The 26,539-nt window shown below is 65.1% G+C and carries 22 protein-coding genes and 2 tRNA genes; 5 read left to right on the top strand and 19 right to left on the bottom strand.

Annotated features, from left to right (window positions below; all coding sequences use genetic code 11):
- Positions 1-16 precede the first annotated feature (16 nt).
- The 3 genes from rpsF to rnr form a co-directional block, all read right to left on the bottom strand.
- The gene (gene rpsF, locus PI990_RS28470; protein ID WP_271659177.1) at positions 17-442 is read right to left on the bottom strand and encodes a 30S ribosomal protein S6; all 426 of its coding nucleotides are present in this window, start codon (positions 440-442) and stop codon (positions 17-19) included.
- Between the two features lie 569 nt (positions 443-1,011).
- The gene (rlmB, locus tag PI990_RS28475; protein ID WP_184490530.1) at positions 1,012-1,770 is read right to left on the bottom strand and encodes a 23S rRNA (guanosine(2251)-2'-O)-methyltransferase RlmB; all 759 of its coding nucleotides are present in this window, start codon (positions 1,768-1,770) and stop codon (positions 1,012-1,014) included.
- Positions 1,767-4,589, bottom strand: a complete 2,823-nt coding sequence (gene rnr / locus PI990_RS28480) for a ribonuclease R (RefSeq protein ID WP_271659178.1) — start codon at positions 4,587-4,589, stop codon at positions 1,767-1,769. The genes rlmB and rnr overlap by 4 nt, the downstream gene beginning before the upstream one ends.
- Before the next feature lie 174 nt (positions 4,590-4,763).
- Between rnr and PI990_RS28485 the strand changes: the two genes are divergently transcribed.
- Positions 4,764-4,850 (top strand) — tRNA-Leu (locus PI990_RS28485).
- 114 nt (positions 4,851-4,964) lie between these two features.
- Positions 4,965-5,051: transfer RNA gene (locus PI990_RS28490), tRNA-Leu, on the top strand.
- Between the two features lie 55 nt (positions 5,052-5,106).
- Here PI990_RS28490 and PI990_RS28495 read toward each other — a convergent pair.
- The 13 genes from PI990_RS28495 to PI990_RS28555 form a co-directional block, all read right to left on the bottom strand.
- Positions 5,107-7,041: a methyl-accepting chemotaxis protein gene (locus tag PI990_RS28495; RefSeq protein ID WP_271659179.1), complete on the bottom strand. Its 1,935-nt coding sequence runs from the start codon at positions 7,039-7,041 to the stop codon at positions 5,107-5,109.
- A 139-nt stretch (positions 7,042-7,180) separates the two neighbouring features.
- Positions 7,181-8,476 (bottom strand): adenylosuccinate synthase, encoded by a 1,296-nt coding sequence (locus tag PI990_RS28500; RefSeq protein ID WP_184490532.1) that lies wholly within the window; start codon positions 8,474-8,476, stop codon positions 7,181-7,183.
- Between the two features lie 52 nt (positions 8,477-8,528).
- Complete coding sequence (locus tag PI990_RS28505) at positions 8,529-9,716, bottom strand: ATP phosphoribosyltransferase regulatory subunit (protein ID WP_021219737.1); 1,188 nt, start codon at positions 9,714-9,716, stop codon at positions 8,529-8,531.
- Positions 9,717-9,750: 34 nt separating this feature from the next.
- A complete protein-coding gene (locus PI990_RS28510; protein ID WP_031287789.1) occupies positions 9,751-9,936 on the bottom strand; it encodes a DUF2065 domain-containing protein in 186 nt (61 codons plus the stop codon).
- Between the two features lie 105 nt (positions 9,937-10,041).
- Positions 10,042-10,908, bottom strand: coding sequence for a protease modulator HflC (hflC, locus tag PI990_RS28515; RefSeq protein WP_021219739.1), 867 nt, complete (start codon positions 10,906-10,908; stop codon positions 10,042-10,044).
- Positions 10,908-12,065 carry an FtsH protease activity modulator HflK gene (hflK, locus tag PI990_RS28520; RefSeq protein ID WP_021219740.1) on the bottom strand — a complete coding sequence of 386 codons (1,158 nt, stop codon included), beginning with the start codon at positions 12,063-12,065 and terminating at the stop codon, positions 10,908-10,910. Before hflK ends, hflC begins: the two co-directional genes overlap by 1 nt.
- A 98-nt stretch (positions 12,066-12,163) precedes the next feature.
- Positions 12,164-13,465, bottom strand: a complete 1,302-nt coding sequence (gene hflX, locus PI990_RS28525) for a ribosome rescue GTPase HflX (protein ID WP_271659180.1) — start codon at positions 13,463-13,465, stop codon at positions 12,164-12,166.
- A 12-nt stretch (positions 13,466-13,477) separates the two neighbouring features.
- Positions 13,478-13,732 carry an RNA chaperone Hfq gene (hfq, locus tag PI990_RS28530; protein ID WP_031287790.1) on the bottom strand — a complete coding sequence of 85 codons (255 nt, stop codon included), beginning with the start codon at positions 13,730-13,732 and terminating at the stop codon, positions 13,478-13,480.
- 98 nt (positions 13,733-13,830) lie between these two features.
- Complete coding sequence (gene miaA, locus PI990_RS28535) at positions 13,831-14,805, bottom strand: tRNA (adenosine(37)-N6)-dimethylallyltransferase MiaA (RefSeq protein ID WP_271661368.1); 975 nt, start codon at positions 14,803-14,805, stop codon at positions 13,831-13,833.
- Position 14,806: 1 nt separating this feature from the next.
- Positions 14,807-16,693: a DNA mismatch repair endonuclease MutL gene (mutL, locus tag PI990_RS28540; protein ID WP_271659181.1), complete on the bottom strand. Its 1,887-nt coding sequence runs from the start codon at positions 16,691-16,693 to the stop codon at positions 14,807-14,809.
- Positions 16,690-18,126 carry an N-acetylmuramoyl-L-alanine amidase gene (locus PI990_RS28545; protein WP_184490534.1) on the bottom strand — a complete coding sequence of 479 codons (1,437 nt, stop codon included), beginning with the start codon at positions 18,124-18,126 and terminating at the stop codon, positions 16,690-16,692. Before PI990_RS28545 ends, mutL begins: the two co-directional genes overlap by 4 nt.
- 8 nt (positions 18,127-18,134) lie before the next feature.
- Positions 18,135-18,563 carry a tRNA (adenosine(37)-N6)-threonylcarbamoyltransferase complex ATPase subunit type 1 TsaE gene (gene tsaE, locus PI990_RS28550; RefSeq protein WP_021219746.1) on the bottom strand — a complete coding sequence of 143 codons (429 nt, stop codon included), beginning with the start codon at positions 18,561-18,563 and terminating at the stop codon, positions 18,135-18,137.
- A 26-nt stretch (positions 18,564-18,589) separates the two neighbouring features.
- On the bottom strand, positions 18,590-20,089 hold the full coding sequence (locus PI990_RS28555; protein WP_271659182.1) for an NAD(P)H-hydrate dehydratase: 1,500 nt from the start codon (positions 20,087-20,089) through the stop codon (positions 18,590-18,592).
- A gap of 66 nt (positions 20,090-20,155) precedes the next feature.
- On the opposite strand from PI990_RS28555, the gene queG reads away from it, so the two are divergent.
- Positions 20,156-21,220 carry a tRNA epoxyqueuosine(34) reductase QueG gene (gene queG, locus PI990_RS28560; RefSeq protein ID WP_271659183.1) on the top strand — a complete coding sequence of 355 codons (1,065 nt, stop codon included), beginning with the start codon at positions 20,156-20,158 and terminating at the stop codon, positions 21,218-21,220.
- Between the two features lie 6 nt (positions 21,221-21,226).
- Here queG and orn read toward each other — a convergent pair whose 3' ends face one another.
- Positions 21,227-21,769: an oligoribonuclease gene (orn, locus tag PI990_RS28565; protein ID WP_021219749.1), complete on the bottom strand. Its 543-nt coding sequence runs from the start codon at positions 21,767-21,769 to the stop codon at positions 21,227-21,229.
- A gap of 98 nt (positions 21,770-21,867) precedes the next feature.
- Between orn and rsgA the strand changes: the two genes are divergently transcribed.
- Entirely contained in the window at positions 21,868-22,899 is a 1,032-nt protein-coding gene (rsgA, locus tag PI990_RS28570; RefSeq protein WP_271659184.1) for a small ribosomal subunit biogenesis GTPase RsgA, read from the top strand.
- 63 nt (positions 22,900-22,962) lie between these two features.
- On the opposite strand, the gene motB is transcribed toward rsgA, so the two are convergent.
- On the bottom strand, positions 22,963-24,033 hold the full coding sequence (gene motB / locus PI990_RS28575) for a flagellar motor protein MotB (RefSeq protein WP_271659185.1): 1,071 nt from the start codon (positions 24,031-24,033) through the stop codon (positions 22,963-22,965).
- A 13-nt stretch (positions 24,034-24,046) separates the two neighbouring features.
- Entirely contained in the window at positions 24,047-24,898 is an 852-nt protein-coding gene (gene motA / locus PI990_RS28580) for a flagellar motor stator protein MotA (protein ID WP_021219752.1), read from the bottom strand.
- A gap of 127 nt (positions 24,899-25,025) precedes the next feature.
- Between motA and PI990_RS28585 the strand changes: the two genes are divergently transcribed.
- Entirely contained in the window at positions 25,026-26,537 is a 1,512-nt protein-coding gene (locus PI990_RS28585; protein WP_271659186.1) for an HDOD domain-containing protein, read from the top strand.
- Positions 26,538-26,539 lie beyond the last annotated feature (2 nt).

Below are 26,539 nucleotides of genomic sequence, written 5' to 3' on the forward strand. Positions count from 1 at the left end.
TCAATAGATCCGTGGATTACTCGTCAGCGTTGTCGCTGTCGTTGTCGCTGTCGCTGTCATCGCCATCGGTGGCGGAGTCAGTTTCAACGCGCTCACGGCGCTCGCGGCGCTCGTTGCGGTTTTCCTCGGCCTTGAGCATCTCGGACTGACCGGTAACGGCTTCGTCGCGACGGATGACCAGGTTACGCAGGACGGCATCGTTGTAGCGGAAGTTGTCTTCCAGCTCGGCCAGGGCCTTGCCGCTGCACTCGACGTTCAGCATCACGTAGTGAGCCTTGTGAACGTTGTTGATTGCATAGGCCAGTTGACGACGGCCCCAATCTTCCAGGCGATGAATCTTGCCACCGTCTTCTTCGATCAGCTTGGTATAGCGCTCGACCATGCCGCCAACCTGCTCGCTCTGGTCCGGGTGAACCAGGAAGATGATTTCGTAATGACGCATAAATGCTCCTTACGGGTTGTAGCCTGCCAACTATGTGGTCAGGCAAGGAGTGAATGTTTCGTTTTGGCTTGCCGGCGAGGAAGGCGCGCAAACGCCCGCCGGTGCGGCAAGGGGCGCCATTCTAGAGAAGCGCCCGGGGGCGCGCAAGAAAAACTGGTGAATATTTGAACAGCGCCGGGGCGCTGGAAGCTGGAAGCTGGAAGCTGGAAGCTGGAAGCTGGAAGCTGGAAGCTGGAAGCTGGAAGCTGGAAGCTGGAAGCTGGAAGCTGGAAGCTGGAAGCTGGAAGCTGGAAGCTGGAAGCTGGAAGCTGGAAGAGCCTGGGGGATCGACGGAGACCGTCAACCCCTGGGCTCATCTGTTTTCGGAGCCTGGACGTAGGGTGGACCACGCTTCACCGGTCCACCGCAACGGAGCCGCGATCGGCACCGCTGGTGGATGCAAAGAGCGGCATCCACCTTACGCGCAAAACCCGCTTCAGGCTTCAGCCCGGGAAAGCCTCACACCAGCGCCAGGGTCACACACAACGGAGACATGGCGGCATCCGCCCACTCACTTCCAGCTTCAGGCTTCAGGCTTCAGGCTTCGCTTTCATCTTGCGCTGGCGTACCGCCTCGAACAGACAGACGCCAGTGGCGACCGAGACGTTGAGGCTGCTGACGCTGCCGGACATCGGCAGCTTCACCAGGTAGTCGCAGTGCTCGCGGGTGAGGCGGCGCATGCCCTTGCCTTCCGCACCCATGATGAGCACGGTCGGGCCGGTCAGGTCCTGCTGGTAAAGTTCCTGCTCGGCTTCGCCGGCGGTGCCGACGGTCCACAGGCCTTTCTTCTGCAGCTTCTCCAGGGTGCGCGCGAGGTTGGTCACGGCGACCAGGGGAATCACTTCGGCGGCACCGCAGGCCACCTTGCGCACGGTGGCGTTGAGGGTGGCGGACTTGTCCTTGGGCACGATCACCGCCAGCGCGCCGGCGGCATCGGCGGTGCGCAGGCAGGCGCCGAGGTTGTGCGGGTCGGTCACACCGTCGAGCACCAGCAGCAGGGGCGGCCCTTCAGCCCCCTCCAGCAGTTCGTCGAGCATGTTCTCGCCCCACACCTGGCTGGGGCTGACCTCGGCGACCACACCCTGGTGGACGCCTTCGGCCCATTCATCCAGCTCGCGCCGATCCTTCTGCCCAACGGGCACACGGAATTGACCAGCAAGCTCGACCAGCGCCTGGACGCGTGGATCATGCCGGCTTTCCGCCAGCCACAGCTGCTTGACCCGCTTGGGGTGGTGGCGCAACAGCGCTTCCACGGCATGCACGCCGTAGACCTTTTCCAAATCACTCATGGTTTGACCTTGTCACTGCCGCCAGCGGCTTTCGTCTTGGACGGTCCCTTGCGGTGCTTGGTCGGCTTGCCGGGCTTGCTCGCCGGCTTGGCCTTCTTCGGCTTGCCGCCGCTTGGTTTGCTGCCTGGCTTGCTTCCTGGTTTGGCGTCGCGATCCTTGGCGGCCGGATCCTGGCCACCCGCGCCGAAAGGCGCCCCCTTGGCGGGACGGGACTGGGCCTTGCCGCCTTGAGGCTTGCCACCACGGGGCTTCTCACCCCCATGACGCGCCTCGCTGAGCAACGCCTGTTTCAACGCGCGGCTGCGGTTGACGTCGGTGTTGCCAAGCATTTCGTCGGCCTGGGCGAGGATTTCCGGCGATACGGCCGGCAGTGCCTGGACCTTGCCCGCCTTGCTGCGGCGCGGCGCCACGGCGACGCCGGGGGCCAGTTGCTCGGGCTGCGGGTCGCGTGCGGCGGCCTTCTTCGCCAGGGCCGCAGGCTTGCTGCCGCGGCTCCGGGTCTTGGAACCTTTGGCCGGCTTGACCTCGGGAGCGGGCGCGGACTTCTCGGCACCGCGCTTCTTGCGGCCGCCCGGTGCATTAAGGGGATTCTCGGCCAGCTCGAAGTCGATCTTGCGCTCGTCCAGGTCGACGCGCGCGATCAGCACTTCGATCGTGTCGCCCAGGCGGAAGCTGCGACCGCTGCGCTCACCTGCCAGGCGGTGGTGGATCGGGTCGAAGTGGTAGTAGTCACCCGGCAATGCTGTGACGTGCACCAGGCCTTCTACATAGATGTCGGTCAGTTCGACGAACAGGCCGAAGCCGGTCACCGCCGAGATCACCCCGGGGAAGGTCTCGCCCACGCGCTCGCGCATGTACTCGCACTTCAGCCAGTTGGTGACGTCACGGGTGGCTTCGTCGGCGCGGCGCTCGGTCATCGAGCACTGCTCGCCGAGCTTCTCCAGGGCGGCCTCGTCGTACGGGTAGATACGCGCCTTGACCATGGCCGTGGCGCCGGCACGCTTGACGTGCACCGTCTCGCGCTTGGAGCGGACCACGCTACGGATGGCACGGTGCACCAGCAGGTCCGGATAACGACGGATCGGCGAGGTGAAGTGGGTGTAGGCGTCGTAGTTGAGGCCGAAGTGGCCCTGGTTGTCGGCGCTGTACACCGCCTGGCTCAGGGAGCGCAGCATCACGGTCTGGATCAGGTGATAGTCCGGGCGCCCGCGGATGGTTTCCAGCAGAGCCTGGTAATCACTCGGTGTGGGTTCGCCCTTGCCGCGATTGAGGGTCAGGCCCAGCTCACCAAGGAACAGGCGCAGCTTGTCCAGGCGCTCAGCCGGCGGGCCGTCGTGCACACGGTAGAGGGAGGGGATGTCGTGGTCCTGCATGAAACGGGCGGTGGCCACGTTCGCGCAGAGCATGCATTCCTCGATCAGCTTGTGGGCGTCGTTGCGCTGGGTCGGGCGGATCTCGGCGATCTTGCGATCGGCGCCGAAGACGATGCGCGTCTCCTGGGTTTCGAAATCGATGGCGCCGCGCACCTGGCGCGCTGCCAGCAGCACCTTGTAGAGCTTGTAGAGCTGCTGCAGGTGCGGAACGACCTGGGGCATCTGCTCGGCAAGCTGCTTGCCTTCGATGGAGTCCGGGGTTTCCAGCAGCTGGCTGACCTTGTTGTAGGTCAGCCGCGCGTGGGAGTGGATCACCGCTTCGTAGAACTCGTAGCCGGTCATCTTGCCCGCGCGGGACAGGGTCATCTCGCAGACCATGGCCAGGCGATCGACCAGCGGGTTCAGCGAGCAGAGGCCGTTGGACAGCGCCTCCGGCAGCATCGGGATGACCTTCTCGGGGAAGTACACCGAGTTGCCGCGCTTGGCAGCCTCTTCGTCCAGCGCCGAGCCCACCTTTACATAGTGGGAAACGTCGGCGATGGCCACGAACAGGCGCCAGCCGCCACCCTTGCGGGCTTCGGCATAGACGGCGTCGTCGAAGTCACGGGCGTCTTCGCCATCGATGGTCACCAAAGGCAGGCCGCGCAGGTCGATGCGCTTTTCCTTGTCCTTCTCGGCCACTTCCGGTTTCAGCTTGGCGGCTTCCTTGACCACGGCCTCGGGCCATTCGTGGGGGATGTCGTAGCTGCGCAGGGCGACTTCGATCTCCATGCCCGGCGCCATGTAGTCACCCAGCACCTCGACCACTTCGCCCTGGGCGACGCGGAAGTTGCTCGGCCACTGCTCGATCTTCACCTGCACGAACTGGCCGTGCTTGGCGCTGCCCTGCTTGCCCTGGGGCACCAGCACTTCCTGCTGGATCTTCGGGTTGTCGGCCACCACGCGGGCGATGCCGCTTTCTTCGAAGAAGCGGCCGACCAGGGTTTCATGGGCGCGCTCGATCACTTCCACCAGCGCGCCTTCGCGGCGGCCACGGCGGTCGAGGCCGGATACGCGCGCCAGGGCGCGGTCACCGTCGAACACCAGGCGCATCTGCGCGGGGCTGAGGAAGAGGTCGTCACTGCCGTCATCGGGAATGAGAAAGCCGAAGCCGTCGCGGTGGCCGCTGATGCGGCCGCAGATCAGGTCGAGCTTGTCGACCGGTGCATAGGTGCCACGGCGCGTATAGATAAGCTGGCCGTCCCGCTCCATGGCGCGCAAGCGCCGACGCAGAGCCTCCAGCTGGTCTTCGGTGGTCAGACCGAACTCTTCGACCAACTGCTCGCGGTTGGCCGGGGCGCCACGTTCATCGAGACGCTGCAGGATGAGCTCGCGGCTGGGGATGGGGTTTTCATACTTTTCCGCCTCGCGGGCGGCCTCGGGATCGAGGTTTTGCCAATCGGCCATCAGAGGGGATTCACCTTTTCATTCATAGTTATGTTTGCCATCTGTCTATTGAAGCGCGAAATCCGTTCAGCGGTCAGCTTTCATCCAAGAATAATTTTTTTGCCGTCAGGGGTGTACAAGCAAAAAGTCGAACCGTATAGTTCGCGCCCACAGCGTTGCTGAGACGTTGTGAGTGCCCAGGTGGCGGAATTGGTAGACGCACTAGGTTCAGGTCCTAGCGGTGGCAACACCGTGGAAGTTCGAGTCTTCTCCTGGGCACCATTATTCAAGCGACTGAGCCTTTGGCTTGGTTTGCAGTACAAAGGGTAGCAGCACACCCTGTCGACCTGGTCGATCAAGTGCAGCAAAAAAGTCGATGAGCGATCATCGCAATGTGCCCAGGTGGCGGAATTGGTAGACGCACTAGGTTCAGGTCCTAGCGGTGGCAACACCGTGGAAGTTCGAGTCTTCTCCTGGGCACCACTCTTCAACACAAAGCCGAGCTCTGCTCGGCTTTGTGCTTTCTGGCATCCAGCCATCAGGCCTTGAACTGGCCGAGGCTGGATTTCAGTTGCGCCGCCAGCCCGTCGAGCACACGCCCGCTGCTGACGGTTGCCGCCACGGCGTCCGCCGCCAGGCGCGCCTCGGAATGAATGACATCGACCCGCCCCCGCACGGCATGCGCCCCTTCGGCCTGGTGCTCGGCCGCTCGCGCCGCCGCCCTCACCGCCTCGTGCACTTCCTCCACCGCCTGCTGCACGCTCTGCTGCAGGCGCTCGCTGTCCCGCAGCGCATCGATCCCCTCGGTTGCGCGGGCGCGCGCCTGGGCAATGGCCGCGACCGCCTCCTTGGCGCCCTTCTGCAGTGCACCGATATGCGCCTGGATATCACCGGTGGATTGCTGGGTCTTGCTGGCCAGCGCACGCACCTCGTCGGCCACCACCGCGAAGCCGCGACCACTCTCCCCCGCCCGCGCCGCTTCGATCGCCGCGTTCAACGCCAGGAGGTTGGTCTGCTCGGCGATGCCGTGGATGACCGAGAGCACCACTTCGATCTGCTCGCTTTGCCGCGCCAGGCGCTCGATCACTTCGGCACCGTTCTGCACACGCTCTTCCAGGGTCCCGATCAGGCCACCCACCTTGCGGGCGATGGCGGCATTGTCCTGGGTCGCCTGGCGAATCTCGCCAACCTGCTGCAAGGCCGTTTGCATGGCCTGGCTTTCACCCTGGGCCTCGGCCGTCATCTGCGCCAGCGCATCGAGACTGCCGGCGACTTCATTGCGCTGGCGCTCGGCAGCCGCCGCGGCCGCCAGGCTGCGCTCGGACAGGGAGCGGATTTCACTGCCCGTGCGCACCGCCACATCCCCGGCCTCGCGGACGATGGGCTGCAGCTTGTCGATGAAGCGGTTCACCGCCGTAGCCATCTCGCCCAGCTCATCGGTGCTGTCCAAGCGCACGCGGCGGGTCAGGTCGCCCTCACCGGCGGCCAGGTCATTCAATGCGGCGATCAGCAGGCGCAGGCGATTGACCACGCGATGGCCGAGCACCACCGCCAGCACCAGCAGCACACCAAGCCCCACCAGCACCAGGGCCAGGCCGATACGCCAGCGCAGCTCATTGGCGGCACCTTCCACCGTCTTCTGGGTACCAGTGCTCATGCCATTGGCGGCCTCCTGGGCGGACTTGAGCCGCGCCGTCAGCACCGCCGTGCTATCGGTCGCCGCACCGGAAAGACTCTGCCCTACCAGCTCACCGCCGCTGGCGATCAGCGCACTGAAGCGCGAGTCCAGCGCCTTCAACTGGTCTTCGATGGTGGCCGTGGAGACCCCCAGGCGCACCTTGCCGATCTCCACGCCGTTGGGGCTGATGGAGGCTTCGACCATGTAGACGGACGGGTCGCTGGCGGCGGCGTTGAGCACCTTGTCCAAAGCACGCTCGCCCTGCCCCTTGGCCAGCAGGGCCTTGATCGCGGCGTTCTCGCGATTGAGGTAACGCGTCAGGTGCTGGCCCTGGGCATCGTCATACACCACGAAGAGCACGTTGGGATTGCGCTGGGCGCGGCGGGCGAATTCGGAGAGCGTGGGTATGTCGTTGTCCCACATGGCGCGCGGCGCGACCGCGGCGAGCAACTGGGCGAGATCAGTGGCGGACGCCTTGAGGTTCTCTTCCAGCGTGGAACGCAATTGCCCCTGCTCCGCCTTGAGGCGCTCGGACAGGGAGGCACTGAGGCGCTCACGGGTCTTGCTGGAAAGACTGGAAAGGCTGCCGGAAACCTCCTGACCAGCCTGCTCCAGTTCGCCCGACAGGCGGCGGGTGTCGTCACCCAGGCGCTGACCGAGATCCTCGACCAGCGAGTCGACCGTGCCCCGAGTCAGGGCAACGGCCACCACCACCTGCACCAGCAGGGAGACGCCGAGAGCGATGAAAACAGGCCGCAGCAAGCGGCTTCTGAGCAGGGAAAGGATGGCGGACACGACGATGCTCCTCTACGACCGTTCTTCTTTAACGGCGACTTCAGGGATTTATAGAGCGCCAGCAAGGGCCGTGCCGCAATATTTTCTTTCGCCCATGAAAAAGGGCCGCACGAGGCGGCCCTTTTTCGAGTCGGTCGACTCAGGCGTACGGGTGGCGCAGGACGATGGTTTCGTTGCGATCCGGGCCGGTGGAGATGATGTCGATGGGGGCACCGACCAGCTCCTCGATGCGCTTGATGTAGGCGCGGGCAGCAGCCGGCAGCTCATCGAGCGACTTCACGCCAACGGTGGATTCGCTCCAGCCCGGCATGTCTTCGTAAACCGGCTGCAGGCCGATGTAGCTGTCGGCGTCGGTCGGCGCATCGACAAGCACATCACCGTTCTGGTCCTTGTAGCCGACGCAGATACGGATGGTTTCAAGACCGTCCAGTACGTCCAGCTTGGTCAGGCACAGGCCGGAGATGCTGTTGATCTCGATGGCGCGACGCAGGATGACGGCGTCGAACCAGCCGCAACGACGGGCGCGACCGGTGGTGGAGCCGAACTCATGGCCACGCTTGGCCAGGAAGGCGCCGGTCTCGTCGAACAGCTCGGTGGGAAACGGACCCGAGCCCACGCGAGTGGTGTAGGCCTTGGTGATACCGAGGATGTAGTCCAAGTACAGCGGGCCGAAACCGGAACCGGTGGCGGTGCCGCCAGCGGTGGTGTTGGAGCTGGTGACGAAGGGGTAGGTGCCGTGGTCGATGTCCAGCAGCGAGCCTTGCGCGCCTTCGAACATGATGTAGGCGCCCTGCTTGCGCAGTTCGTGCAGGCGGGCGGCGACGTCGGTGATCATCGGCTCCAGCACTTCGGCGTAGCCCAGGGCTTCATCGAGGGTCTTCTGGAAGTCGACGGCCGGCTCTTTGTAATAGTTCTGCAGGACGAAGTTGTGGTAGTCCAGCAGCTCGCCGAGCTTGGCGGCGAAGCGCTCGCGGTGGAACAGGTCACCGATGCGCAGGCCACGACGGGCGACCTTGTCTTCATAGGCCGGGCCGATACCACGGCCGGTGGTGCCGATCTTGGCATCGCCACGGGCCTTCTCACGCGCCTGGTCGAGGGCGACGTGGTACGGCAGGATCAGGGTGCAGGAAGGGCTGATGAGCAGGCGCTCGCGAACCGGCACGCCCTTCTCTTCCAGCTTGGTGATCTCGCGCATCAGCGCATCCGGCGCGACAACCACGCCGTTGCCGATCATGCACTGCACGTTCTCGCGCAGGATGCCGGACGGGATCAGGTGGAGCACGGTCTTCTCGCCGTCGATCACCAGCGTGTGACCGGCATTGTGGCCGCCCTGGTAGCGCACGACAGCGGCTGCCTGGTCGGTCAACAGGTCGACGATCTTGCCTTTGCCCTCATCACCCCACTGGGTGCCCAGGACCACGACATTCTTACCCATAACACTTGTCCTCTTCGGAAGCTCGATGCCGGCAACGGCCGGCGGGAAAACCTTAGGAAACCAGGGGCGCAACCTGCCAGCGCCCGTCACGCAGGGACAGCTGGCGATCGCAGCCGACCTCCTGCGCGCTATCTACATCCTGCCCCGGCAACGCCTGGACCACCCGCTGACCTTCGCTGCGCAGCCGCTTCACAGCCTGCCAAAGGTAGACGTCATGGACGTCGGGCGCCCAGATACCAGTCGGGATTTCGTCAAGATCCATCCGCCCCAGGGTGACCAGGGTCTTCAGGTCGGTGGAGAAGCCGGTAGCCGGACGGGCACGACCAAAGTCGGCGCCGATATCGTCATAGCGACCGCCCTGAGCAATGGACTGCCCCTCGCCCGGCACGAAGGCAGCGAACACCACACCCGTGTGGTAGTGGTAGCCGCGCAACTCGCCCAGGTCGAAATACAGAGGCAGTTCGGGGTAACGGAGTTCCAGCTCGTCGGCGATGGCGATCAGCTCGTCGAGGGCGACATGCACCTCATCCGGCGCATCCATCAGCACGCCCTGGGCCAGCTCCAGCACCTGGCGGTCGCCACACAGCTCAGCGAGCGCGCGCAGCATGGAAGCCAGTTCACTGGGTAGATCGGCGGTCAGATCGGCCACTTCGTCCACGGCCTTGCGCTGCAGGGCGTCGAACAGTTGCTGCTCCACTTCGCCCGACAGCTCGGCGGCACGGGCCAGGCCGCGGTAGATACCGACGTGGCCGAGGTCCATGTGCACATCCGGCACGGCCGCCAGCTCGAGCATCTCCAGCATCAGGCTGATGACCTCGACGTCACTGGCCGGGCTGGCGTCGCCATAGAGCTCGGCACCCAGCTGGATGGGGCTGCGGGAAGTGGAAAGTGCACGCGGCTTGGCGTGCAGCACGCTGCCGGCATAGCACAGGCGATTGGGGCCTTCACGACGCAGGGTGTGGGCGTCGATACGCGCCACCTGCGGGGTGATGTCGGCGCGGAAGCCCATGAGGCGACCGGATTGCGGGTCGGTCACCTTGAAGGTGCGCAGGTCCAGATCCTGGCCGGCACCGGTCAACAGTGACTCGAGATATTCGATGTGCGGGGTGACCACGAAGTCGTAGCCCCAGCGCTGGAACAGATCCAGCACCTGGCGGCGGGCTGCTTCGATGCGCGCCGCTTCGGGCGGCAGTACTTCTTCGATTCCATCTGGCAGCAGCCAGCGATCTACCGTTGCCATTACGCCATTCCCCTCTCAGCCGGGCGGCAAGCCTTCAGTGAAGCAGATACAGGAGGCCGGTCCCCAGCAACATGCTGACGAGGCCCATTAGGCGGAGCTGGCGGTCTTTCAACCCTGCCAACCCGTGCACCGCGGCGCGCCAACGGCGCGGATAGAGGAAGGGCAGGATGCCTTCCAGCACCAGCACGAAACAAAACGCTATGCCGATTTCCTGCCACATGATTCTCGCGGACGCAAAAAAGCCGGGATTTCCCGGCTGACGCATGATACCACGTTTTCCCGGCGGGTCACCCCGGCGGACAGGACCGTCCGCCGGGGAAGACCATCACTTGGCCTTGTTGAGGAACTGGAAGAACTCGCTGTTCGGGTCCAGGACCATCACGTCGCCCTTGCTCGAGAAGCTCTCGCGGTAGGCCTTGAGGCTGCGATAGAAGCTATAGAACTCCTGGTCCTGGCTGTACGCCTTGGAGTAGATGGCAGCCGCCTGGGCGTCACCATCACCACGAGCCTCTTCCGATTCGCGATAAGCCTCGGCCAGCAGCACGCGGCGCTGACGATCGGCATCCGCGCGGATACCCTCGGCCAGCTCGCTGCCCTTGGCGCGGTGCTCACGGGCTTCACGCTCACGCTCGGTGCTCATGCGCTCGAACACGCTGCGGTTCACTTCCTTGGGCAGGTCGATGGCCTTGACGCGAACGTCCACCACCTCGATGCCCAGCTCCTTGCTGGCCATGGTGTTCAGCGAGCGTGTGATGTCAGCCATCAGGCCGTCACGCTCACCGGATACCACTTCGTGCAGGGTGCGCTTGCCAAACTGGTCACGCAGGCCTGCTTCCAGGCGGCGCGACAAACGCTCGTCGGCGATCTGCTTGAGGCCGGAAGTCGCGGTGTAGAAACGCTCGGCATCCGCCACGCGCCATTTGGCGTAGGCATCCACCATGACCGCTTTCTTTTCCTGGGTCAGGAAGCGCTGGGTCGGGGAATCCAGAGTCAGCAGGCGAGCGTCGAACTTGCGCACCTGGTTGACGTACGGAATCTTCACGTGGAGACCCGGCTTGACGTCGGCTTCGACGATACGACCGAACTGCAGGAGCACCGCGCGCTCGGTCTGCGCCACTATGTAGAAGCTGCTCCAGGCCACCAGGGCGAGGACAACGGCTCCGATCAGGGCGATCAGCGATTTGTTACCCATCAGCGACTCTCCCTAGAACGCAGATCGCGCTGCTGCAGATCGGTGGTGACGCGCGCCCCGAGATCGGCGGCGCCACTGGCAGCTGCGCCGGGAACGGCACTGCCGCTGCCACCACGGTTGTCGATCATCTTGTCCAGCGGCAGATAGAGCAGGTTGTTCTGCCCCTTGTCGCCGGTCAGCAGCACCTTGCTGGTGTTGCTGAAGACTTCCTGCATGGTGTCGAGGTACAGACGCTGACGCGTGACCTCCGGCGCCTTGCGGTACTCGGCCACCAGCTTGGTGAAGCGATCCGCCTCACCCTTGGCACGGGAGATGACTTCATCGCGGTAGCCGTTGGCGTCTTCGATGATGCGCTGCGCCTGGCCACGGGCCTCGGGGATCACGCCGTTGGCGTAGGCTTCGGCCTGGTTCTTGGCACGCTGCTCGTCTTCACGGGCGCGGATCACGTCGTCGAACGCTTCCTGCACCTCACGCGGGGCGGCTGCGCTCTGCACGTTCACCTGGGTGACGGTGATGCCGGTGCCGTAAGTGTCGAGGAACCGCTGCAGGCGCTCCTTGATCTCGCTGGCCATCAGCTCGCGCCCCTCGGTCAGGACCTGGTCCATCTCGGTAGAGCCGACCACGTGGCGCAGCGCGCTTTCGGTGGCGTGCTGCAGGCTGACTTCAGGCTGGTCGACGTTCAGTACGAACTTCTGCAGGTCAGTGATCTTGTACTGGACGGTGAGCGGCACCTCGACGATGTTTTCGTCTTCGGTGAGCATCTGACCCTGCTTGCTATAGGCACGCTCGCGGGTGACGTTTTCCTGGTACTTGCGATCGATGGGCGGGAAATAGATGTTCAGGCCCGGGCCGACGGTGTCGTAGTACTTGCCGAAGCGCAGCACCACGGCCTGCTCCTGCTCATCGACCACGTACACGGCGCTGTAGAGCCAGACCATGGCGAGAAGGAACAGGGCAATGCCGACCAGGCCGAAGCCGCCGCCCTTGCCACCGCTTTCGCCACCACCACGTTTCTTGCCGCCGAACAGCCCATTGAGACTGTCCTGCAGTTTGCGGAAGGCTTCGTCCAGATCCGGCGGCCCCTTGCGATCGCCACCACGGCGTCCACCCCAGGGATCCTGATTGTTCGAGTTGCCACCCGGCTCATTCCAAGCCATAGCGCTCTCCATACTGATAAAGCAAAGACGCACCCACGGCACGCCCGCCAATGCTACCGAAAGCCCGCCACCCGCGGCAAAAAGCGCACCCGCGGGCTTTATTGCAAAGTGTGTTGCTCCAGGAACTCCTGCGGCTTCCAGCCTTCACGGCTGACCAGACGATTGAGCTCCACACGCGGCACACGCAGCGCCAGGAGGAAGTCGCCCGCCTCATCGTGCTGCTCGCTCTGCACCGCGCCAAGGGAAAAGAACTGAGCCCTGAGCCTGCCCAGCTTCTGCGGCAGCCTCAGGGTACCTACGAACAAATCATCACCCAGCAACTCGGCAATCGCCTGCTTGAGCAGATCGAGCCCGAGCCCCTCACGCGCCGACAGCCAGACCCGTTCAGGCTTGCCATCGGCGTCCCGCTGGATCTGCGGCTCCATGCCATCGAGCAGGTCGATCTTGTTGTACACCTCGAGCATCGGCAAGCCATCGGCACCGATTTCATGCAGCACCGCCATGACCTGCTCGATCTGCGCCATGCGCTCAGGCTCATGGGCGTCGATCACGTGCAGCAGCAGGTCGGAGTTGCTGGACTCCTCAAGGGTAGCCCGGAAGGCCTCGACTAGCTTGTGCGGCAGGTGACGGATGAAGCCCACGGTATCGGCCAGCACGATGGGCCCGAAATCGTTCAGATCCAGGCGACGCAACGTCGGGTCGAGCGTGGCGAACAACTGGTCCGCAGCATAGACCTCGGACGAGGTCACGGCATTGAACAGCGTGGACTTGCCGGCGTTGGTGTAGCCAACCAGGGAAACAGAAGGGATATCGGCACGCTTGCGCCCGCGACGAGCCTGTTCGCGCTGGCTGCGCACCTTGTCGAGACGCTGCTTGATCTGGCGTATGCGCACACGCAGCAGACGGCGGTCGGTTTCGAGCTGGGTTTCACCCGGCCCACGCAGGCCGATACCACCTTTCTGCCGCTCGAGGTGGGTCCAGCCACGGATCAGCCGCGTGCTCATGTGTTCGAGCTGGGCGAGCTCCACCTGCAGCTTGCCCTCATGGGTGCGGGCGCGCTGGGCGAAGATATCGAGGATCAGGCCGGTACGATCCAGAACGCGGCATTCGAGCGCTCGCTCGAGGTTGCGTTCCTGACTGGGCGAAAGGGTGTGGTTGAAGATGACCAGTTCGACCTGCTCGGCCTTGACCAGGTCATGCAGCTCTTCGACCTTGCCAGTGCCGATCAGATACTTTGCCGTCGGCTGGTGGCGCGACACGGAAATGAATGCTGCCGTGTCGGCGCCAGCCGACCGAGCCAGCTCCTGGAATTCCTGCGGGTCTTCTCGCGCCTCGGGATTTTGGCCGTCCAGATGAACCAGGATGGCCCGTTCACCACCACCAGGGCGTTCGAAAAACAATGCAGACTCCTATCAGGCGTTACCAGGCTCGGGGTTTTCTTGCTCGGTGGCACTCGGCAGACGCACGGGGCGGCTCGGTACCACGGTGGAGATTGCGTGCTTGTAGACCATCTGGCTGACAGTGTTCTTCAGCAAAATCACGAACTGGTCGAAGGATTCGATCTGGCCTTGCAGCTTGATGCCGTTAACCAGATAGATGGAAACCGGTACGCGTTCCTTACGCAAGGTATTCAGGTAAGGGTCTTGTAGCGAATGCCCTTTTGACATATGCCGCACTCCTGTAGGGATATAAATCGATTTAGTTGTCAAATGACGAGAAAGTTAGGCCGCCCTACCCCCAAGGATAGACGGTAACTGGTGAGGTCTCAGCCCAATATGGAGACCGACGCCAGGTATTTCAAGGTGCGCGGCAGATTGTCGCAAGCCAGGCTGTCCAGCCAATGTATATCAGCCCAACTACGTAACCAGGTGAACTGCCGCTTGGCCAATTGGCGCGTTGCAATGATGCCTCGCTCTTCCATTTCGGCCCGGGTCAGGTCGCCGTCCAGGTATTCCCATACCTGGCGATAACCGACAGCTCTTATAGACGGCAGTCCGGCGTGCAAGTCACGTCTTTCGCGCAGAGCTTCGACCTCTTCGACAAAGCCCTGTTCCAGCATCAGACGAAATCGTTGCGCGATTCGCGCGTGCAACACCTGGCGCTGCGTCGGAGCGATCGCCAAGTGGGCCACAGTATAAGGCAATTGCCCCCGGCCAGAGGGGCCCGAGTCGGGATTTTGCAACGCCTGTCGCTGACGATGTGCGGTCATCGTCATCCCACTCACCTGGTACACCTCCAGGGCGCGGGTAAGCCGCTGGGGGTCGTTCGGGTGGATGCGCGCGGCGGACTCCGGGTCCACCTCCGCCAACTCGCGATGCAACGCTTCCCAACCCTCACGCTCGGCGCGTGCCTCCAGCTCCGCACGTACGGCCGGGTCGGCACTGGGCATGTCCGCCAGGCCTTCCAGCAGCGCCTTGTAATAGAGCATGGTGCCGCCGACCAGCAGGGGGATACGCCCCTTCGCGGTGATCTCGGCCATGGCGGCCAGCGCATCGCTGCGGAACTCGGCGGCAGAGTAGCTCTGCGCCGGGTCGCGGATATCGATCAAACGATGGGGAAATGCCTCAAGAATGGCCTTCTCGGGCTTGGCCGTACCGATGTCCATGCCGCGATAGACCAGCGCCGAGTCGACGCTGATGAGCTCGCAAGGCAGGTGGCGCGCCAGGTCCAGGGCAAGGTCGGTCTTGCCGGCGGCAGTGGGACCCATCAGGAAGATGGCCGGTGGCAGGGGCTGCCCCATCTCAGCGGCCACGCAGGAAGAGCTTGTCCAGGTCATCCATGCCCAGCTGCGTCCAGGTGGGGCGGCCATGGTTGCACTGGCCGCTGCGCTCGGTGTGTTCCATGTCGCGCAGCAGGCCGTTCATTTCGGGCTGGGTAAGGCGGCGATTGGCCCGCACGGCGCCGTGACAAGCCATGGTGCCCAGCAGCTCGTTCAGGTGAGCCTGGATGCGGTCACTGGTGCCGTACTCCAGCAGATCGGAGAGCACGTCGCGCACCAGTTGGGTCGCTTCGGCCTGTTTGAGCAATGCGGGCGTCTGGCGGATGGCCAGGGTTTCAGGCCCAAGACGCTGCAGCTCGAAGCCCAGGCGCTGGAACCAGTTGCCGTGTTCCTCGGCACAGTCGGCTTCACGCTGGCTCACGGCCAGCGACTCGGGCACCAGCAACGGTTGCCCCTTGAGCCCTTCACTGGCCATGGCGACCTTCAGGCGCTCGTAGGTGATGCGCTCATGGGCCGCGTGCATGTCCACCAGCACCAGCCCCTGGGCGTTCTCGGCGAGGATGTAGATGCCCTTGAGCTGCGCCAGGGCATAGCCCAGCGGCGGGATATCGCCCTGGCTGTCCGGCAATACGGCGGCGGACTGGCCCGTCATGGGCGCGAAATATTCACGGTAGGCGCCCTGCGCCTCGGCGGTGCCCAGCGCCGGTGAGGGTCGTGGTGCCTGGTAGCCGGCCCCTGCACCACCGAACGATGGCGTCCAGGCAGGCTGGCTGACCGGCTGCTCCAGAACGGTCGCGGCCAGGCTCATTTCACCTTGAGGGCCGAACTCACCCGCCTCGGCCCCGGTGGCCCGGACCATCCCTCCCACGGCCGCGGGGGCAGCCAGGTGATCTTCAGGCCGTACCTCGCCCAGCGCACGGTGCAACGTGCCGTAGAGGAAGTCATGGACCATGCGGCTTTCACGGAAGCGCACTTCGTGCTTGGTCGGGTGCACGTTGACGTCCACCACGGCCGGGTCCACCTCCAGGAACAGCACGAAGGTCGGGTGCCGGCCGTTGTAGAGCACATCGCGGTAGGCCTGGCGCACCGCGTGCACCACCAGCTTGTCGCGCACCATGCGGCCATTCACGTAGAAGTACTGCATGTCCGCCTGACTGCGGGAGAAGGTCGGCAGGCCGACCCAACCCCACAGGTGCAAACCATTGCGCTCCACCTCGATCGGCAACGCCTGTTCGAGGAAGGCCGGGCCGCATACGCTGGCCACGCGCCGCGCGCGGGTGATCTCGTCCTTCGCTTCGTGCAGGGCGAAGACCGTCTTGTTGTTGTGCCGCAGGTGGAAGGCGACATCGAAGCGAGCCAGAGCCAGCCGCCGGATCACTTCCTGCAGATGGTCGAACTCGGTCTTCTCGGCACGCAGGAACTTGCGCCGCGCCGGGGTATTGAAGAACAGGTCGCGTACTTCCACCGAGGTGCCCACCGGGTGCGCCGCAGGCTGCACACGGGCCTCCATGTCACGCCCTTCGGTCTCCACCTGCCAGGCCTGTTCGGCATCGGCGGTGCGCGAGGTCATGGTCAACCGCGCCACGGAGCTGATGGACGCCAGCGCTTCACCACGGAAGCCCAAGCTCATCACCCGCTCGAGGTCTTCGAGGTCGCGGATCTTGCTGGTGGCGTGGCGTGCCAGGGCCAGCGGCAGATCATCGGCCGGGATGCCGCCGCCGTCGTCGCGCACCCGCAGCAGCTTGATACCACCCTGCTCGACCTCGACATCGATGCGCCGGGCGCCCGCGTCGAGACTGTTCTCCAGCAGTTCCTTGATCACCGAGGCCGGGCGCTCGACCACCTCGCCGGCGGCGATCTGGTTCGCCAGGCGCGGGCTCAATAGCTGGATGCGGCGCAGCTCACTCATGGCTGGGCAGCCAGGGCAGTGGCAGGAATGTCCAGGGTCTGGCCGACCTTGATGTTGTCGCTTTTCAGGCCGTTGGCGCTGCGCAGGGCCGCGAGGCTGACCTGGTAGCGCTGGGCGATCAACGCGAGGCTTTCGCCGGAGGTGACCAGATGCTCACGCGGGCCGGCGGCGATCTTGCCCTGGTCACGCTGAGAGGCGATGTAGGTGCCAGGCGGCGGGTTCTGCTGGAAGAACTGCTTGATCCCGCCCTGGATGGAGCGCGCCAGGGCCTGCTGGTGACCGGCACTGGCCAGCTTCTGCGATTCGTTGTGGTTGGAGATGAAGCCGGTTTCCACCAGGATCGACGGGATGTCCGGGGACTTCAGCACCATGAAGCCGGCCTGTTCGACGCGGCGCTTGTGCAGCGGCGTGACGCGGCTGATGTTGGTCAGCACCTTCTGCCCGACGTTGAGGCTGGAGGACAGCGACGCGGTCATCGACAGGTCCAGCAGCACCCCTGCGAGCATGCGGTCCTTGTCGTCCAGGCTGACGCTGCCGACGCCGCCGATCAGGTCGGAACGGTTTTCGTTGTCGGCCAGCCAGCGGGCGGTCTCCGAAGTGGCGCCACGGTCCGACAGGGCGAACACCGAGGCACCGAAGGCGCTGCGGCTGGGGGCAGCGTCGGCATGAATGGAAACGAACAGGTCCGCGCCCTTCTTGCGGGCGATCTCGGTGCGCTTGCGCAGCGGGATGAAGTAGTCGCCGGTCCGCACCAGCTCGGCCCGGAAGCCCTTCTCCTGGTTGATCTGGCGCTGCAACTCCTTGGCGATGGCCAGGGTCACGTCCTTCTCATGCTGCCCCTTGGGCCCGAGGGCACCTGGGTCCTCGCCGCCGTGGCCGGCGTCGATGGCGATGATGATGTCGCGGTTGCCACCGGGTACCGGCGGCAGCTTGTTGGTGGCGGGCTGGGTCGGCGACACCGGCGGCTGCGGCGTGCTTGGCGCCACGGCGACCTGGGGTGTGGACGCTTCATTGGCAGCGGCTTCCTGGTCGAACAGGTCCACTACCAAGCGGTTGCCGTACTGCTGGTTCGGCGCCAGGGAGAAGCTCTTGGGTACGACGGCAGCGGAAACGTCTATCACCACACGCAGCTCGGTGGGGCTGCGCTGGGCGGAGCGCACACTGGTGATGGGCGTATTGCTCAGCGACAATTGCTCCAGCTTGGTGGCCAACTGGGCGCCGCTGATATCGATGACGATGCGATTGGGGGCCGCCAGCGTGAACACGCTGTGCTGCACGGGGCCAGACAGGTCGAACACCAGCCGGGTATTGTCGGGGGCGCGCCAAAGCCTAACGCCACGAACCTCCGCAGCGGCCAGGACATCAGCGGCAAACACCGCAAGCAGAACCCCAATCCCGGCAAACAGCGCGCGCGAGCGCATACCCCACCCCATTCTCTTGTTCATACTCCCGTGGCCAAGGCGGCGCACCAGGACTCGCCGCGCTCGGTATGCGGCGACAGATGCAGCGTACGGCCGCCTGCATGGGGGCTAATGGTAATGTCCATGTCGGCCTTTGGCAAAATGCCGGTGCCCCTCTGGGGCCACTCGATCAGGCACAGCGCATCGCCCTCGAAATAGTCGCGGATACCCAGGAATTCAAGCTCTTCCGGGTCGGCCAGGCGATACAGGTCGAAGTGGAACGCGCGCAACTCGCCGATCTCGTAGGGCTCCACCAGGGTGAAGGTGGGGCTCTTCACCGAACCGCCATGGCCCAGGCCACGCAGGATGCCGCGCGACAGCGTGGTCTTGCCGGCCCCAAGGTCACCGTGCAGGTAGATGATGCCGCGACCTCCGGTCGCCTGCGCCAGGCGCGCGCCCAGCGCCAGCATGGCGTCTTCGCCGTCGGCAAAAAGATTCAACTCAGGCACGGCGAGCACTCCTCGAGCAGCTGACGAATGGTAGGAATCAGGTCACTGGCTGCCAGCCCACGCCCCTGGGCACCCAGCAGTTGGCCAGCGCCGGCATGCAGCCAGACGCCCAGACAGGCAGCCTCGAACGGCGCCATGCCCTGGGCCAGCAGGGCTCCGATGACACCCGCGAGCACATCTCCCAGCCCGGCGCCGGCCATGGCGGGATGGCCGCGATCACAGAGCGCCAGGCGGCCATCGACACCCGCGATCAGGCTACCCGCGCCCTTCAACACAACGGTGGTGCGATAGCGACGGGCAAGCGCGAGGGCGGCGGCGGGACGATCCTTCTGGACGTCGGCGATGCTGGTACCCAGCAGCCGCGCGGCCTCCCCCGGGTGCGGCGTGATCACGCAACCCTCGGGCAAAACGACCCCACCCGCGGCCAGCATATTGAGGGCATCGGCATCCCAGACCTGGGGTATCTCCTGTGCAGTCACGGCGCTCAGCAGGCTGCGCCCCCAGGCGCCCTGGCCGAGCCCGGGGCCAACCACCAACACGCTGGACGCAGCCGCCAGGCCACGCAGTTGGTTGGCGGACGCAACCCCCACGCTCATCACCTCGGGAATGCGCGACAGTGCCGCGCCAACGTGCTCGCCCCGGGTGGCCAGCGACACCATGCCGGCCCCGCTGCGCAGCGCGCTTTCGGCGCTGAGCAAGGCCGCACCACCGGTGCCCAGGTCACCGCCCACCACCAGCAGGCGGCCGTAGCGCCCCTTATGAGCAGTCGCCGGGCGCGAGGCCAGGAGGTCGAGCCCATCGACGGCCAGGCGCCGGGCGACGAACAGCTGGCTGGCGACGATCGCTTCGTCCGCCTGCAGGCCGTCGAAAACCAGTTCGCCGACCCGATCGGGTGCAGCGCCGGTAAACAGGCCCAGCTTGAGGCCAATGAAGGTCACGGTGAGGTCGGCGCGCACCGCAACGCCAAGCACGCGGCCGGTATCGGCGCAGAGGCCGGAAGGGACATCCACCGCGAGCACCGGCAGGTGGCTGGCATTGATGCAATGGATGGCCTCGGCATAAGGCTCGCGAACCTCACCGACGAGTCCGGTTCCCAGCAACGCATCGACCACGACGCCTTGAAGGTCTGCCGTCTCGTTCCACGACAGGATGGGCACACCGGCGCTCAGCGCCTCATCCCGCGCCAGCGCAGCGTCCCCTTCGAGGGCAGTGGCATCACCCACGGCCAGCACCTGGGCGCGCCACCCCGCGCGCAGGGCCAGCGCAGCGATCAGGTAGCCATCCCCGGCGTTGTTGCCACGGCCAGCCAGAACCGTCAGCTCAGCCACATTCGGCCAGCGACGACGCAGGGCGCGCCAGGTGGCGTGGGCGGCACGCTGCATCAACTCGAACCCCGGCGTACCGGCGGCGATCAGGCGTGCATCCAGCTCGCGTACCTGGGCAGATGAATAGAGGACGAGCGGCAGGTCATCGATTGGGTCGGGCATGCGATTCGGCGTTCAGGGCTAGGTCTGGCAGAATTATACGCACCTCGATTGCGGTTTCCCTCCAGCATGTCCCTATCTCCCGAACAACTCGCCGACCTCGCGCAGTCCATCAAGGACTGGGGACGCGAGCTCGGCTTCCAGCAAGTGGGCATCACCGGGGTGGAGCTGGGCGAGCACAAGGCGCACCTGCAGCGCTGGCTGGACGCGGGCTACCAGGGCGAGATGGATTACATGGCCGCCCACGGCAGCAAGCGCTCCCACCCGGACGAGCTGGTCCCCGGCACGCTGCGGGTGGTCTCTCTGCGCATGGACTATTTGCCCGGCGACACGCGCATGGCGCAGGTACTGGGGCAGCCGGAGAAGGCCTACGTCTCGCGCTACGCACTGGGCCGCGACTACCACAAGCTGATCCGCAAGCGCCTGCAGCAACTGGCCGAGCGGGTCCAGCAGGCCATCGGCCCCTTTGGCTATCGCGCCTTCGTCGACAGCGCGCCGGTACTGGAGAAGGCCATCGCCGAACAGGCGGGCCTCGGCTGGATCGGCAAGAACACCCTGGTGCTCAACCGCAAGGCCGGCAGCTACTTCTTTCTTGGCGAACTGTTCGTCGACATGCCGCTGCCGGTGGATGCACCCCACGGCAGCGAACATTGCGGCCGCTGCTCGGCGTGCATGGACATCTGCCCCACCGCCGCCTTCGTCGCGCCCTATCAACTGGACGCGCGGCGCTGCATCTCCTACCTGACCATCGAGCTCAAGGGCTCGATCCCGGAAGAGCTGCGCCCGCTGATCGGTAATCGCGTATTCGGCTGCGACGATTGCCAGATGGTTTGCCCCTGGAACCGCTTCGCCCGCCCCACCGACCAGGGCGACTTCCAGCCCCGCCACGGCCTGGACAATGCGGCCCTGGCGGAGCTGTTCACCTGGAACGAGGAGGAGTTCCTCACCCGCACCGAAGGCTCGCCGCTACGCCGCGCCGGCTACGAACGCTGGCTGCGCAACCTGGCGGTCGGCCTGGGCAACGCCCCCTCGACCATCCCGGTGCTGGAGGCCCTGCGCGCCCGGCGCGAGCACCCCTCGGAACTGGTTCGCGAACACGTGGAGTGGGCCCTCGCCCGGCACCAGGCCGCCTGAAACGGCTCAGACCTTGATGAAGTGCTCGCGGTAGTGACGCAGTTCGGCGATGGAGTCGCGGATGTCGTCCAGGGCCAGGTGGGTGCTGCTTTTCTTGAAGCCGTCACGCACATGGGGCGCCCAGCGCGCGGCCAGCTCCTTGAGGGTGGAGACGTCCAGGTTGCGGTAGTGGAAGTAGCCTTCCAGCTTGGGCATATGGCGATAGAGGAAGCGGCGGTCCTGGCAGATGCTGTTGCCGCAAATCGGCGACTTGCCCTTGGGCACCCACTGCTCCAGGAAGGCCAGGGTCTGCGCCTCGGCCTCGGCGGCGCTGATGCGGCTCTCGCGCACGCGCTGGGTCAGGCCGCTCTGGCCATGCTGGCGGGTGTTCCACTCGTCCATGCCGGCAAGAATCTCGTCGCTCTGGTGCACGGCGATGGTCGGGCCTTCGGCGAGCACGTTGAGATCACTGTCGGTGACGATGGTGGCCATTTCGATGATGACGTCGTTATCGGGATCGAGACCGGTCATTTCCAGGTCGATCCAGATCAGGTTCTGTGCGTTCTGCATGTTCGCTCTCCAAGGCAAGGCGCGCATTCTAGCTTAGAGCCCGGTGCGCCGGGCTGCCCGTGCTAAACTCGCCGCCGTTTTCAATCAGTGGAAGTTCCATGGCCAAACGCCACCTCAGCCGCCGGCAAAGCTGGCGCATCGAGAAGATCCAGGAAGAGCGCGCCGCCCGTGCGGCCAAGCGCGAATCACGCGCGCTCGACGAGCTGGAAGGCGGCGATCTCGGCCCCGAACAGACCGGCCTGGTGATCGCCCACTTCGGCGTGCAGGTCGAGGTCGAGGCGCTGGAAGGCGAGATCGCCGGCCAGGTATTCCGCTGTCACCTGCGCGCCAACCTGCCGGCGCTGGTCACCGGCGATCGTGTGGTCTGGCGCTCGGGCAACCAGAGCAGCGGCGTGATCGTCGCGCAACTGCCGCGCACCAGCGAGCTGTGTCGCCCGGACATGCGCGGCCTGCTCAAGCCGGTGGCGGCCAACGTCGATCTGATCGTCATCGTCTTCGCTCCCCTGCCCCACCCGCACGCCAACCTCATCGACCGCTACCTGGTGGCCGCCGAGCATGCCGGCATCCAGCCGCTGCTGCTGCTGAACAAGGCCGACCTGGTGGACGATGACAACAGCGCGATGCTCGACTCGCTGCTGGGCGTCTATCGGCAGCTCGACTATCCGCTGCTGGAGGTCTCGGCACACCGCGGCGGCGGCATGGAAGACCTGCAAGCGCGCCTCGATGGCCACGTCAGCGTGTTCGTCGGCCAGTCCGGCGTCGGTAAATCCTCGCTGGTCAACAGCCTGTTGCCCGGTGTCGACACCCGCGTCGGCCCGCTCTCGGAGCTGACCGGCAAGGGCACCCACACCACCACCACCGCGCGGCTGTTCCATTTCCCCGGTGGCGGCGAGCTGATCGACTCCCCCGGCATCCGCGAATTCGGCCTAGGCCACGTCAGCCGCCACGACGTGGAAGCCGGCTTCATCGAGTTCCGCGACCTGCTCGGCACCTGCCGCTTCCGCGACTGCAAGCACGACCGCGAGCCCGGCTGCGCCCTGCTCAAGGCGCTGGAGGACGGCCGCGTGCAGCCCCAGCGCATGTCGAGCTACCGGCACATCCTCGAAAGCCTGCCGGAACCCGAGTACTGACAGGCGCTGAAAACGAAAAGGCCACGCAATCGCGTGGCCTTTTTCATTCAGGGTGGCTGCCGGTCAGGGCTGCTTGTTCTCGTCCATCTTCAGCACGCCGTCCTCGAAGATGTTCAGCTTCTGCTGCAGCTCCTGGGGTTGCAGCGGCGCGGCGACGCCCGGCGGCGTGGCCTGGGTTCCCGAAGCCCCACCCGGGATGGCGGGCTGAGTGCCGCTGGCAGGCGTAGCCGGCGGCGTACCCTCTTCAGCGGGTGCGTTCTGGTCGCCATGGGAGCCTTCGATATCGCGCTGGGCCTTCTTGGTCAGCACGATGATGTCGATACGCCGGTTGACCGGGTTGAAGGGGTCCTCGCGGTCGAACAGCGCCGAGGAGGCGTAGCCCACCACCCGTGCGACCTGATCATCGGGGTACCCGCCCGCCACCAGGGTCCGACGGGCAGCGTTGGCGCGGCCGGCGGAAAGCTCCCAGTTGCCGAACTCGCCGACCCCGGCGAAGGGCTTGGCATCGGTGTGGCCGCTGATGCTGATCTTGTTCGGCACGGCCTTGATGGTCTCGGCCATGATCAGCAGGATGTCTTCGAAATAGGGCTGCAGGCGCGCGCTGCCGAGGTCGAACATGGGCCTGTTGGCGGCGTCCATGATCTGGATGCGCAAACCATCCTGGGTGATCTCGAAGAGGATCTGATCCTTGAATTTGCGCAGCTCGGGGTTCTCGTCGACCTTGTTCTGCAGCTCCTGCAGCAGCATCTCGAGGCGTTCCTTCTCGATCTGGTCGGCCAGGGTTTCCACCTGCTTGGCGTCCACCTGCTTGTTGGTCGAGTCGATCGCCGCCTCCTGGGCGTCAGGGGCGTCCTTCAGCTCGGGGTTGAGCGTACGGTCCGGCGCCGGCGTCGGCGTACCGCCGAGGTCGATAACATAAGGGCTGGCGCTTTCGGTGAAACCGATGGGGTCCTGGAAGTAGCCAGAAATCGCCTTCTTCTGCTCGGGCGTGGCCGAGGACATCAGCCAGAGCACCAGAAAGAACGCCATCATCGCGGTGGCGAAGTCGGCGAAGGCGATCTTCCAGGCACCGCCATGGTGCCCAGCGGCGATCTTCTTGACCCGCTTGACGATGATCGGCTGGTTGTTATCCATGGTTCAGCCCCGGTCAGCTACCGCGAACGGCCTGCTCGAGCTCGCTGAAGCTCGGGCGATGTGCGGGGTATAGAACCTTGCGCCCGAACTCCACCGCCAGCGACGGAGGCATCCCGGACGCCGAGGCAACAAGGCAAGCCTTGATGGCCTCGTAGACGTTGAGCTCTTCCTTCGCGTCGTGCTCCAGGCAGACGGCCAACGGGCCGAAGAAACCGTAGGCCGCGAGAATACCGAGGAAGGTACCCACCAGGGCCGCACCCACGTGCTGGCCCAGCGCAGACTGCTCGACCTGGCCGAGCAGCGCCATGGTCACCACGATACCCAGTACCGCCGCAACGATACCGAAGCCCGGCAGGCCATCGGCGATGCGGGTAACGGCGTGGGAGGGGTGTTCGAGGTCTTCCTTCAGGCTGTTCAGTTCCATGTCGAACAAGCCTTCGAGTTCGTGGGGCGCCATGTTGCCGGAAGACATGATGCGCAAATAGTCGCTGATGTACGCGACCATCCCGGCATCCTTGAGGATCCCCGGGTACTTACTGAAGATCGGGCTGGCGGCCGGGTCTTCGATATCGGCCTCGATGGCCATCATCCCTTCGCGGCGGCTCTTGTTGAGAATCTCGTAGAGCAGGCGCAGCACTTCCAGATAGAAGGCATGGGTGAAGCGCGAGCCGAACATCTTCAGCGACTTTTTCAGCACATGCATGAAGGTGCTGCCCGGGTTGGCCTGGAGGAAGGCCCCGAGCGCCGCGCCACCGATGATCAACACCTCGAAAGGCTGTATCAGGGCACCGATCTTACCGTGGGAAAGGACATATCCGCCGAGAACGGTGGCGAATACGACGATGATGCCGATTATTTTTGCCATAAAGTGAGACTTGAAGGGTCAGTAATAGGGTTATGAAAACAACCCTTCTAATTATCGGAACTTATGCGCCAGACTATAGCCAGTTAAGGCGAAAAGCCAGTTTGGCTCAAACCTCATGAAGACGCAGATGCCCCCACCCAGCAGCCTCGACGCCTGGATCAAACAACTCGACGGCGTCCGCCTCCCGATTCCGGCGGAAAGCCATGAACGGGTGCGCCGCGCCCTGGGCGACAGCCGCCGTTCGATGCGCGAGATCGCTGACCTGATTCAGGATAGTCCCGGCCTGGCCTTGAGCATCATGCGTGAGGCCAACCGCGCCGGTTCCTCCCTCGACAGCCCGGCGGAAAGCCTGGAAGTGGCACTGACCCGCCTTGGCCTGAAGCGCTCGGAAGAGCTGCTCAACCGCCTGCCAGCCGTCAACGAAACCGATATCCCCCTGGCACTGCGCCAACTGCAACTGATCAGCCAGCACGCGTCGCAACAGGCCAGCGGTCTGTTCGCCGCCCGCCTGGCGCGCCTGTGGCAGGAAATCCACTGGAACAGCCTGCTGTTCCTGTCCCCGCTCTGGCCGTTGCTGGCCCTGCATCCGCAGCTGTTCGCCGCCTGGGAAACCCGCGTCATCGTCCGTGGCGAGCCGGCGCGCAAGGTGGAACTCGAACTGCTCGGCGTACCACTGCTGCGCCTGTGCCAGGCCCTGGCCGAACACTGGAAGCTGCCGGACTGGATCACCTACGGCTACCGCCTGCTCAACGCCGACCGGCGCATGCTGGTGAAGGCCCTGCACATCGCCCGTGACAACGAGCACCCCCTGCACCAGCAGCAGATGCTCGATGCCGACCCGGCCCTGCGCCGCTGGCTAACCCAGCCGGGCAACACGGTATTGCTGGCCAACGGGCTGGCATTGTCCGCCCACGACTCCTGGGCCTGCGACCACAGCCTGCGCTGGCAGCGCCTCACTGGCCTCTACATGCAACTGCCGCTGACCGAGCTGCAGCAACTCATCCACCAGCACGCTGCCGATAGCGCCCGCAAGCACGCGCGCAGTGACCTCTGGCATCCGGCCCAGGCGTTGATCTGGCCCTGGGATTGCAGCCGCTGGCCGACCGAGGAAGTGAAGCCGACCCCGCCCCCCGCCGCCGCACTCAGCGAATGGCGCCAGCATTGTGGTCAGTTGCTGAAGGAGCCCAGCCCCTTCGCCAACATCGTCCAGCTCACCGGCCGTGCCCGCGACGCCCTCACGGCCTGTGGCATGCGCCGCTGCCTGATCCTGCTCACCGACCGCACCCAGAGCCGGCTGGCGGTGCAGCAAAGCGCCGGGCTGCCCAGGGAAGCCGCCGGCCTGCAACTGGACCCGACCCAGAGCCAGGTGCTGCGCCGCCTGCTCGCGCAACCCGGCCAGCTGCGCCTGACGCCGGAGAACGCCGCACAGTACTCCGCGCTGATACCCGGCAACCTCAAGGCACTGTTCCCGGCCGACCACGTGCTGCTGCGCTCCATCCCTGCCAATGGCCGCGTCGCCCTGCTGCTGATCGCCGACCAGGGCGGCCAGCCCTTCGCCGACGTCAGCCTCCAGGCCTTCGGAAAGACCGTGCAATGCATCGAGCGCGCCCTGGCCAGCTTTGCTACGCGCGGGCGCTGACC

The sequence above is a fragment of the Pseudomonas sp. TUM22785 genome (assembly GCF_028198105.1).
GTDB classification, from domain to species: Bacteria; Pseudomonadota; Gammaproteobacteria; order Pseudomonadales; family Pseudomonadaceae; genus Metapseudomonas; species Metapseudomonas solani.

Bases quoted from the DNA above. Each gene is read 5' to 3' on its own strand.
- rpsF (WP_271659177.1), bottom strand. From the start codon at position 442: ATGCGTCATTACGAAATCATCTTCCTGGTTCACCCGGACCAGAGCGAG.
- rlmB (WP_184490530.1), bottom strand. From the start codon at position 1,770: ATGAGTGATTTGGAAAAGGTCTACGGCGTGCATGCCGTGGAAGCGCTG.
- rnr (WP_271659178.1), bottom strand. From the start codon at position 4,589: ATGGCCGATTGGCAAAACCTCGATCCCGAGGCCGCCCGCGAGGCGGAA.
- PI990_RS28500 (WP_184490532.1), bottom strand. From the start codon at position 8,476: ATGGGTAAGAATGTCGTGGTCCTGGGCACCCAGTGGGGTGATGAGGGC.
- PI990_RS28505 (WP_021219737.1), bottom strand. From the start codon at position 9,716: ATGGCAACGGTAGATCGCTGGCTGCTGCCAGATGGAATCGAAGAAGTA.
- PI990_RS28510 (WP_031287789.1), bottom strand. From the start codon at position 9,936: ATGTGGCAGGAAATCGGCATAGCGTTTTGTTTCGTGCTGGTGCTGGAA.
- hflC (WP_021219739.1), bottom strand. From the start codon at position 10,908: ATGGGTAACAAATCGCTGATCGCCCTGATCGGAGCCGTTGTCCTCGCC.
- hflK (WP_021219740.1), bottom strand. From the start codon at position 12,065: ATGGCTTGGAATGAGCCGGGTGGCAACTCGAACAATCAGGATCCCTGG.
- hfq (WP_031287790.1), bottom strand. From the start codon at position 13,732: ATGTCAAAAGGGCATTCGCTACAAGACCCTTACCTGAATACCTTGCGT.
- miaA (WP_271661368.1), bottom strand. From the start codon at position 14,805: ATGGGGCAGCCCCTGCCACCGGCCATCTTCCTGATGGGTCCCACTGCC.
- mutL (WP_271659181.1), bottom strand. From the start codon at position 16,693: ATGAGTGAGCTGCGCCGCATCCAGCTATTGAGCCCGCGCCTGGCGAAC.
- PI990_RS28545 (WP_184490534.1), bottom strand. From the start codon at position 18,126: ATGGGGTGGGGTATGCGCTCGCGCGCGCTGTTTGCCGGGATTGGGGTT.
- tsaE (WP_021219746.1), bottom strand. From the start codon at position 18,563: ATGCTGGCGCTGGGCGCGCGCCTGGCGCAGGCGACCGGAGGTCGCGGC.
- PI990_RS28555 (WP_271659182.1), bottom strand. From the start codon at position 20,089: ATGCCCGACCCAATCGATGACCTGCCGCTCGTCCTCTATTCATCTGCC.
- queG (WP_271659183.1), top strand. From the start codon at position 20,156: ATGTCCCTATCTCCCGAACAACTCGCCGACCTCGCGCAGTCCATCAAG.
- orn (WP_021219749.1), bottom strand. From the start codon at position 21,769: ATGCAGAACGCACAGAACCTGATCTGGATCGACCTGGAAATGACCGGT.
- rsgA (WP_271659184.1), top strand. From the start codon at position 21,868: ATGGCCAAACGCCACCTCAGCCGCCGGCAAAGCTGGCGCATCGAGAAG.
- motB (WP_271659185.1), bottom strand. From the start codon at position 24,033: ATGGATAACAACCAGCCGATCATCGTCAAGCGGGTCAAGAAGATCGCC.
- motA (WP_021219752.1), bottom strand. From the start codon at position 24,898: ATGGCAAAAATAATCGGCATCATCGTCGTATTCGCCACCGTTCTCGGC.
- PI990_RS28585 (WP_271659186.1), top strand. From the start codon at position 25,026: ATGCCCCCACCCAGCAGCCTCGACGCCTGGATCAAACAACTCGACGGC.